This window comes from Spongiimicrobium sp. 3-5, from assembly GCF_046557915.1.
In the GTDB taxonomy this organism is placed as follows: Bacteria; Bacteroidota; Bacteroidia; order Flavobacteriales; family Flavobacteriaceae; genus JBHEBG01.
On the sequence record NZ_JBHEBG010000002.1, the window covers coordinates 724645 to 731880 of the forward strand.

Consider the following 7236-nt stretch of genomic DNA (forward strand, 5'->3'; position numbering starts at 1 on the left):
AGGACAAAAGGTTCAACTTTTTTCAAAGTATTTGATCCTATTAAAGATAAGTGTTATAATTTCTGCTTAAATACATTCCTATTAGTACTTTTGCGCTATGCGAAAAAGGAACAAAAGGCAAGTCTTTGAACACGTAGAGGTATTGGATGCAGGTGCCAAGGGAAAAACAATTGGCAAAGCTCCGGACGGAAGGGTTATTTTTCTGACCAACACAGTACCTGGCGATATTGTTGACGTGCAAACGACCAAAAAAAGGAAAGCCTACTTTGAGGGTATTGCCACCAATTTTCATTCGCTCTCCGACAAACGTGTTGCCCCGCAATGCCAACATTTTGGAGTATGTGGAGGGTGTAAATGGCAACATATGGGCTATGAGCACCAACTACGATACAAACAAAAGGAAGTAATCAACAACCTTACTCGTATAGGACATTTGGACCTACCGGAGGCTTCACCAATCTTAGGGGCCAAAAACCAATATTTTTATCGCAACAAAATGGAGTTTTCATTCTCGGATAGCAGATGGCTAACGTTAGATGAGATAAATTCCGATCAGCAAATTAAGGATAAAAACGCCTTGGGTTTTCATATCCCGGGCATGTGGGATAAAATTTTGGATATCGAAAAATGCCATTTACAAAGGGATCCTTCCAACGCCATAAGGCGAGAGATCAGAGATTTTTCCATTAACAACAACCTGTCTTTTTTTAACCCCAGAAACCAGAGCGGCCTGTTAAGAACACTTATGATACGAACATCGTCTAATGGTGAACTAATGGTACTATTGCAATTCTTTAAGAATGATATCGAAAAAATAAACCTGCTGTTAAATCATGTTATCAAGGTATTCCCAGAGATTACCTCTCTACAATATGTTGTGAATCAAAAAAAGAACGATACCATTTATGACCAGGAGGTCATCTGCCATTCGGGAAGAGATCATATCATAGAGGAAATGGAAGGGTTACAGTTTAAAATAAATGCAAAATCATTCTATCAGACCAATGCAGAACAAGCGTATGAACTTTATAAGATCACTAGGGATTTTGCAGGTTTAACGGGGACAGAAATAGTTTATGACCTATACACCGGCACGGGTACCATAGCACAATTTGTCTCTAAAAAGGCAAAAAAAGTGGTTGGCATAGAGGCCGTGCCCGAGGCCATAGCCGATGCAAAGACCAACGCCATGGCCAATGGCGTTAAGAATGTAGATTTTTTTGCCGGCGACATGAAAAAAATTCTAAACCAAGACTTTATTACTGCCAACGGTGTGCCAGATGTTATCATAACCGACCCCCCAAGGGATGGTATGCATCAAGACGTAGTGAAACAAATTTTAACCATCTCGCCAAAAAGAATTGTTTATGTAAGTTGTAACACTGCCACCCAAGCCAGGGATCTTGCCTTAATGAAAGATGATTATGTTGTTGAAAAAATACAACCAGTAGATATGTTTCCGCAAACACATCATGTAGAAAATGTTGTACTTTTGGAAAAGCGCCAAGCCTAATTGCTAATGGTAAATACGAAGATTTTTTATGCGTAAAATAAGGGTACTATTTTTAATACTGTTGGCAATGTATTCTTTTGCGGCATGTGAAAAAGATGACATCTGTGTGGACGGCGATACTCCTCTATTGGTAATTCGGTTTTATGACGTAGCGGACACCACCCTGTTAAAGAGTGTATCTGGCCTGGTTGTGAGCGGTCTTGCTTCTGATGGATCCGTGGTGGGGGTTATTCCTAATGCGGGCACAGATTCTATAGCAATACCTCTTAGGATAGGCGAGGCAAGCACTTCCTTCATTTTATCAAGAAACCTTACTCCAGACGATGAGACCACGGAGAACATGGATACCCTTGCTTTTGATTACGAAACTCAGGAGGTATTCATTTCTAGGGCTTGTGGATTTGTTGCCAATTACAATAATCTAACGAATACCTTGACCACGGATTCCGACAATTGGATCCAAGATATAACAATAGTAACCCCCTCAGTGGAAAATTCAACTACGGCCCATGTTAAAATATTTCATTAGTAGTTGCTTCGGTTTGGTTTTCTTCCTTGGGCAGGCTCAGAGCAAGCCCATTGACCTGCAACCAAAAGATACCGTGGTCTATAAACAACCTTATGGCTTAAGAGCGGGAATTGATTTAAGCAGACCGGTACTTTCTTTTCTTAATGATGACTATACCGGACTGGAAATTGTTGGGGATTATAGAATTAGCCAACGGTTGTACGTAGCTGCCGAGTTGGGAAATGAGAAAAAGACCCAGGAAGAAGAATTAACCAATGCTTCGAACGACCTCCAAGGTATATTGTACAACTACACTACTTCTGGTAGTTATATAAAACTTGGTGTGGATTATAATACCTATGAAAATTGGTACGGCATGAACAATTCCATTCATATTGGGGGTCGTTATGCTTTCAGTAGTTTTAGTCAAACATTAAATAGTTTTAATTTTTTCGACAGCAACAGATTTTTTAGTCCAGATGATTTTGTCCCTGGGTCATCCGAAGCTCAAGAATTTGATGGGTTAAATGCTTCTTGGCTCGAAATCGTTTTTGGTATGAAAGCAGAACTATTTGCCAACATCTATTTGGGTGCCAGTGTACGTTTAGGTTTTTTGATCACCAACACCGAAGATGAAAATTTTCCCAATCTATGGATTCCAGGATTTAATAAGGTAACGGATGACAGTAATTTTGGTGTAGGATATAACTATTCTATCACCTATTTCCTTCCACTTTATAAAAAGGCCAAAAAACCGAAGAAAGAAGAAGAAAATCAGGAATAGGTCATAGTTCTCGCATACCTTTCATAAAAGCCCATTTCATCATTATTTTTTCGCCATCATCCGTTTTAATTGCACCAAATTTGGGAGCTAAAATGTTCGCTGCAATGGCCGAGGTAACCGCCAAAAAAATACGACTTATAGGAAAATAATGCCCTAAGGCCAACCGGATAACCACAAATAGTGCGGCAAACCCAATGAAATTAAAAAGTAATGCCTTGTATTTTGGTCTCATTCTTTAATGGTCTTATTATATTTAGCTTTCTTGCTACCAGCATACATAACATATTTTACCAAGCGAGATTCTAAATGACTATTAAACACTTTGATCTTTCTAGATGGACGTAATCCTACAAATTTTAGAGCTTCCAAATTTGATGTAATAAGCCAGGCATCAGTTCCAGGGTATTTTTGCTTTAGGGTATCTCCTATATTTGAGTAGAAAGTCTCCATTTCTATATTAAGGCGTTCCCCATAAGGTGGATTAAAAACCATATGTAGCTGGCCTTCCGTGTATTTTTCCGTTTCAAAAAAGTTTTCACGCTCAACGGTAATGTATTCAGATAAATTTGCATTGCTAATATTGTCCTGTGCTTTTCGTACAGCCGATGGCGCTTTATCATAACCCCCGATCTTATACCTAAATTCCCTCGTCTTATTAAGGCTGCTTTCCACAATTTTATCAAAAAGATCCTCGTCAAAATCATCCCATTTCTCAAAAGCAAATTCTTTTCTGTTGATATTGGCAGGAATTTTACAGGCTATCATAGCCGCTTCGGTCAAAAAAGTACCACTGCCGCACATAGGGTCCAAAAAATCGCATTGGCCATCCCAACCGCTTAAGAGCAATAAGCCGGCAGCCAAAACTTCATTAATGGGTGCGATGTTGGTAGCGGTTCTATAACCTCTATGGTGTAGCGACCTACCCGAGGTATCCAAAGCAACATTGCATTGATTCTTTTGAATATGGATATTTAATCGAACATCAGGGAACTTAATATCAACATCGGGCCTTCTACCTACCGTATCACGGAACTTGTCAACAATGGCATCTTTGGACTTTTGGGACACATATAACGAATGGGTAAAATTTTCGGAATTTACCGTGGTATCTATGGCAAAGGTAGTATCTGCCGTTAAATAGGCAGACCAATCCATATCATATATTTTTCGATAAAGATCTTTTTCGTCCCTGACATAAAAGGAATGAATAGGCTTCAAAATTTTTATAGCGGTCCGTAAACAAAGGTTGGCTTTGTACATAAATCCGGTATCACCATCAAAAGATACGTTCCTAACACCTTCTACCACATTACTTGCCCCAAGATTGCGTAATTCCTTAGCAAGAATTTCCTCAAAACCGAATAGGGTTTTGGCAATCATTTTAAAATTATTGTTCATACGATTCCAAAAGAATACGGCAAAAATACATTAATTTTAAACCCTAGGGTGTACTTTCCAAAATTATACCAACAGCTAATCTATAGTCTATGATTTATTTATTACCCGTTTTGGCGGTATTGCTAAGTTTTGCCTTTGTATTGGCCACAAAACCTAGAATTAAAGGTGCTTTTAAGTTGTTACTACCCTTTAGCGGAGCATTTCTATTGGCCCTTACTATTTTTGAACTTTTCCCTGAAGTATATCTTAATGGTGACCCAAAGACCATTGGACTATTTGTGATGGGTGGTATTTTGTTGCAAATATTTTTGGAGTTTTTCTCCAAGGGAGCAGAACATGGCCATGTTCATCTCAACAGCCAAAGCGTAAAATTTCCATGGTTACTTTTTATAAGTTTATCTATACACTCCTTATTGGAAGGACTCCCCATAGAGGCACATGGTACCATTCTATATGGTATTTTGGTACATAAAATTCCTATTGCGATTATTTTAAGTATCTTTTTACTGCACTCCAAAATTAGATTGTCCTATGCAATTTTGTTTATAATCCTATTTTCTTTAATGACCCCACTAGGGACTTACCTCGCGGTAAATATGGATTTTGTATCTATCTATAGAACCCCAATAACGGCCCTGGTTGTTGGTGTGCTACTTCATATTTCCACTGTAATACTTTTTGAAAGTTCTGAAGGTCATTCCTTTAACCTAAGGAAACTTGTCGTCATTATACTGGGCATAGCTATTGCCTATCTATTGTAACAAATACCTTGAATATTGGTGGATTTTATACCTAAATAACTGTATAATAGATCATTAACCAATGACTAATAGCTCCACCCAAAACAAAAAAGTGCCATATGAGATGATTATAAGGGATTTTACGGATGGCATAAAAAACGATCCCCAAGGTATAAAAAAAACCACCTAAGAAAAGTAGTTGAATGCCTAAGGTTGATATTACTTCTCTTAGATTTTGGAAGTCGAATGCTATGAGCCAGCCCATAGCCAAATAAAGTAAAAGCGAAACATATTCGAATCTGCCGGTAAAAAAAAGTTTCAGAACCGTTCCTACGGCTGCTATTCCCCAAACCAAATAAAAAATCAGCCAGCCATTACCTTCAACCAATGTTATTAAGGCTACAGGCGTATAGGTCCCCGCAATAAGGAAGTAGATGCTTATATGATCTAAAATTCGCAATCTTTGCTTTAGGGAAACTTTCGATACCGAATGATATAATGTAGATGCCGAGAAGAGCATAACAAGGGACAGACTATAAATTATGATGCTGGCCGTGGCAAAATCACTTTTGTTTGTATTGCGTTCCAAAAGAATGAAAAAACCGATTATCCCCAACAAAGCCCCAAAACCATGGGACAAAGCATTTAGCCTTTCCTCTTCTTGATATGATAAAGCTTTCATTGAATTACTTAGTAAGAGCTATTCATTTACTTATAACGTTTGCCGTGCTTAATTACCATATCCACATTTTGCAATAAACTTATATACCTTAATACATCGCCATCTACTGCAATAATATCTGCATATTTCCCAGGGGTGATGGTCCCTACTTCATCAGCCACTCCCATCCAAAGGGCTGGCCAATAGGTGGCGGAACGTATGGCATACATGGGGTCTATTCCAAACTCGTTCACCCAGACATCCAACTCGTTCCATGTAGATTGACTATGAAATTTCATGGGTATACCGCTATCCGTTCCGATCATGAGAACAACACCGGCATCCAACAATTGATTTATTTTCGTTTTTAATGTTGGCTTTCTAGAAGGAGTCAACTGAAAATAGGGAAGTCTATCCGGGTGCGCTATACTCTTTTTGATATCTACGATTACACTATCGGGTAAACCCAAATGCCAGGAATCATTATCCAACTTTTCATGGTTGTCCCTAACATATTCATAGTTGTACAAGCCTTCTACGGTTGGGCACCAAAATAAAGGTCCCTTGTTCATTTGCGCGGTACGCTCTTTTATCATTTCCATTACATCGTCGGGATATTTTGGAGCAGAGGACAATCCGGTATGTTCAAAGCAATCGGCCCCTACTAGCAGTCCCCTCCGTATTTCTTCTGGTCTGTGGCCATGGGCTACCACTTTTAAGTTATTCTTATGTGCTTCATCTACTACCGCTTTTAGCTCTTCCATGGTCATTTGATCCTGATCTATCAACTTAATGACATCCACTCCGGCCTTTGCAAGTTTTTTTATTTTCTTTCTACCATCTTCAGGGCCATTTACGCCCCATCTAAAATCTTCTGTCCCGGGGTAGGGTTTGTGTTGAATAAAAGGTCCGGAAACATATAAGGTTGCTCCGGGTATTTCTCCCCTATTAATTGCATCTCGTACTGCGATGCTTGCCTCCAATGGGGCACCAAGATCCCTGGCGCTAGTAACACCGGCCATTAGAAGCTGATGTGCGGATGAAGGCATTATAACATCCTTGAACAGGGGTGGATACGTTTTATCCCAGTAAGCATAGTCGGCATGTCCGTTGATCATGGTATGCACATGCATATCCCATAGACCGGGAAGTACGGTCATCCCTTCTGTTGAAATTACTTCGGCATTAGGCGGTATGGGTGTGTTGTCTATGGTGCCAACGGTCTTTATTTTTTCGCCTTCAATGATTATTACACTGTTTTTTATGGGGTGGGAGCCAAAGCCATCCAATAATGTACCTCCTACCAAGGCCTTGATTTGATTTTCTTGGGAAAAGATGGTTAGAGCAAATAGACAAAATAGTAGTGTAATCGTAGTTTTATGCATGGTACTATCCTTTTTTATAAAGATAGCATAAAAACAAAAAAGGTCCCTTGCAAATTGCAAGGGACCTCGAAGAAAGGCGGCGGCCTACTCTCCCACCTGGTGTGGCAGTACCATCGGCGCAGACGGGCTTAACTTCCCTGTTCGGAATGGTAAGGGGTGGGCCCCGTCGCCATGGCCACCTAGATTTTTAACGTGGCGCCCCAAGTTCCCGATGGTATCGGTTCTGGGATCGCGCCCGCGCAATATC

General features: G+C 39.7%; 8 protein-coding genes and 1 rRNA gene. 4 read left to right on the plus strand and 5 right to left on the minus strand.

The features are described 5' to 3' along the window. Positions 1-97: 97 nt before the first annotated feature. The 3 genes from rlmD to ACEQ81_RS11470 are packed head-to-tail and all read left to right on the plus strand — an operon-like array spanning position 98 to position 2805. Positions 98-1513, plus strand: a complete 1416-nt coding sequence (gene rlmD, locus ACEQ81_RS11460; protein ID WP_411031029.1) for a 23S rRNA (uracil(1939)-C(5))-methyltransferase RlmD — start codon at positions 98-100, stop codon at positions 1511-1513. A gap of 28 nt (positions 1514-1541) precedes the next feature. Then, on the plus strand, positions 1542-2042 hold the full coding sequence (locus ACEQ81_RS11465) for a DUF6452 family protein (RefSeq protein WP_411031030.1): 501 nt from the start codon (positions 1542-1544) through the stop codon (positions 2040-2042). Then, a complete protein-coding gene (locus ACEQ81_RS11470; RefSeq protein ID WP_411031031.1) occupies positions 2023-2805 on the plus strand; it encodes a DUF6048 family protein in 783 nt (260 codons plus the stop codon). Before ACEQ81_RS11465 ends, ACEQ81_RS11470 begins: the two co-directional genes overlap by 20 nt. Before the next feature lies 1 nt (position 2806). On the opposite strand, the gene ACEQ81_RS11475 is transcribed toward ACEQ81_RS11470, so the two are convergent. Both ACEQ81_RS11475 and ACEQ81_RS11480 read right to left on the minus strand, forming a co-directional pair. Continuing rightward, complete coding sequence (locus ACEQ81_RS11475; protein ID WP_411031032.1) at positions 2807-3037, minus strand: hypothetical protein; 231 nt, start codon at positions 3035-3037, stop codon at positions 2807-2809. After that, positions 3034-4203, minus strand: coding sequence for a class I SAM-dependent RNA methyltransferase (locus ACEQ81_RS11480; protein WP_411031033.1), 1170 nt, complete (start codon positions 4201-4203; stop codon positions 3034-3036). Before ACEQ81_RS11480 ends, ACEQ81_RS11475 begins: the two co-directional genes overlap by 4 nt. Positions 4204-4292: 89 nt before the next feature. On the opposite strand from ACEQ81_RS11480, the gene ACEQ81_RS11485 reads away from it, so the two are divergent. Beyond that, positions 4293-4964 carry a ZIP family metal transporter gene (locus ACEQ81_RS11485; RefSeq protein WP_411031034.1) on the plus strand — a complete coding sequence of 224 codons (672 nt, stop codon included), beginning with the start codon at positions 4293-4295 and terminating at the stop codon, positions 4962-4964. A 31-nt stretch (positions 4965-4995) separates the two neighbouring features. On the opposite strand, the gene trhA is transcribed toward ACEQ81_RS11485, so the two are convergent. The 3 genes from trhA to rrf form a co-directional block, all read right to left on the minus strand. Continuing rightward, positions 4996-5625 (minus strand): PAQR family membrane homeostasis protein TrhA, encoded by a 630-nt coding sequence (gene trhA, locus ACEQ81_RS11490; protein WP_411031035.1) that lies wholly within the window; start codon positions 5623-5625, stop codon positions 4996-4998. A 26-nt stretch (positions 5626-5651) separates the two neighbouring features. Then, a complete protein-coding gene (locus ACEQ81_RS11495) occupies positions 5652-6989 on the minus strand; it encodes an amidohydrolase family protein (protein WP_411031036.1) in 1338 nt (445 codons plus the stop codon). A gap of 71 nt (positions 6990-7060) precedes the next feature. After that, a 5S ribosomal RNA gene (gene rrf, locus ACEQ81_RS11500) occupies positions 7061-7172 on the minus strand. Positions 7173-7236: the final 64 nt, after the last annotated feature.

Bases quoted from the DNA above. Each gene is read 5' to 3' on its own strand.
- trhA (WP_411031035.1), bottom strand. From the start codon at position 5,625: ATGAAAGCTTTATCATATCAAGAAGAGGAAAGGCTAAATGCTTTGTCC.
- ACEQ81_RS11465 (WP_411031030.1), top strand. From the start codon at position 1,542: ATGCGTAAAATAAGGGTACTATTTTTAATACTGTTGGCAATGTATTCT.
- ACEQ81_RS11485 (WP_411031034.1), top strand. From the start codon at position 4,293: ATGATTTATTTATTACCCGTTTTGGCGGTATTGCTAAGTTTTGCCTTT.
- ACEQ81_RS11475 (WP_411031032.1), bottom strand. From the start codon at position 3,037: ATGAGACCAAAATACAAGGCATTACTTTTTAATTTCATTGGGTTTGCC.
- ACEQ81_RS11495 (WP_411031036.1), bottom strand. From the start codon at position 6,989: ATGCATAAAACTACGATTACACTACTATTTTGTCTATTTGCTCTAACC.
- ACEQ81_RS11470 (WP_411031031.1), top strand. From the start codon at position 2,023: ATGTTAAAATATTTCATTAGTAGTTGCTTCGGTTTGGTTTTCTTCCTT.
- ACEQ81_RS11480 (WP_411031033.1), bottom strand. From the start codon at position 4,203: ATGAACAATAATTTTAAAATGATTGCCAAAACCCTATTCGGTTTTGAG.
- rlmD (WP_411031029.1), top strand. From the start codon at position 98: ATGCGAAAAAGGAACAAAAGGCAAGTCTTTGAACACGTAGAGGTATTG.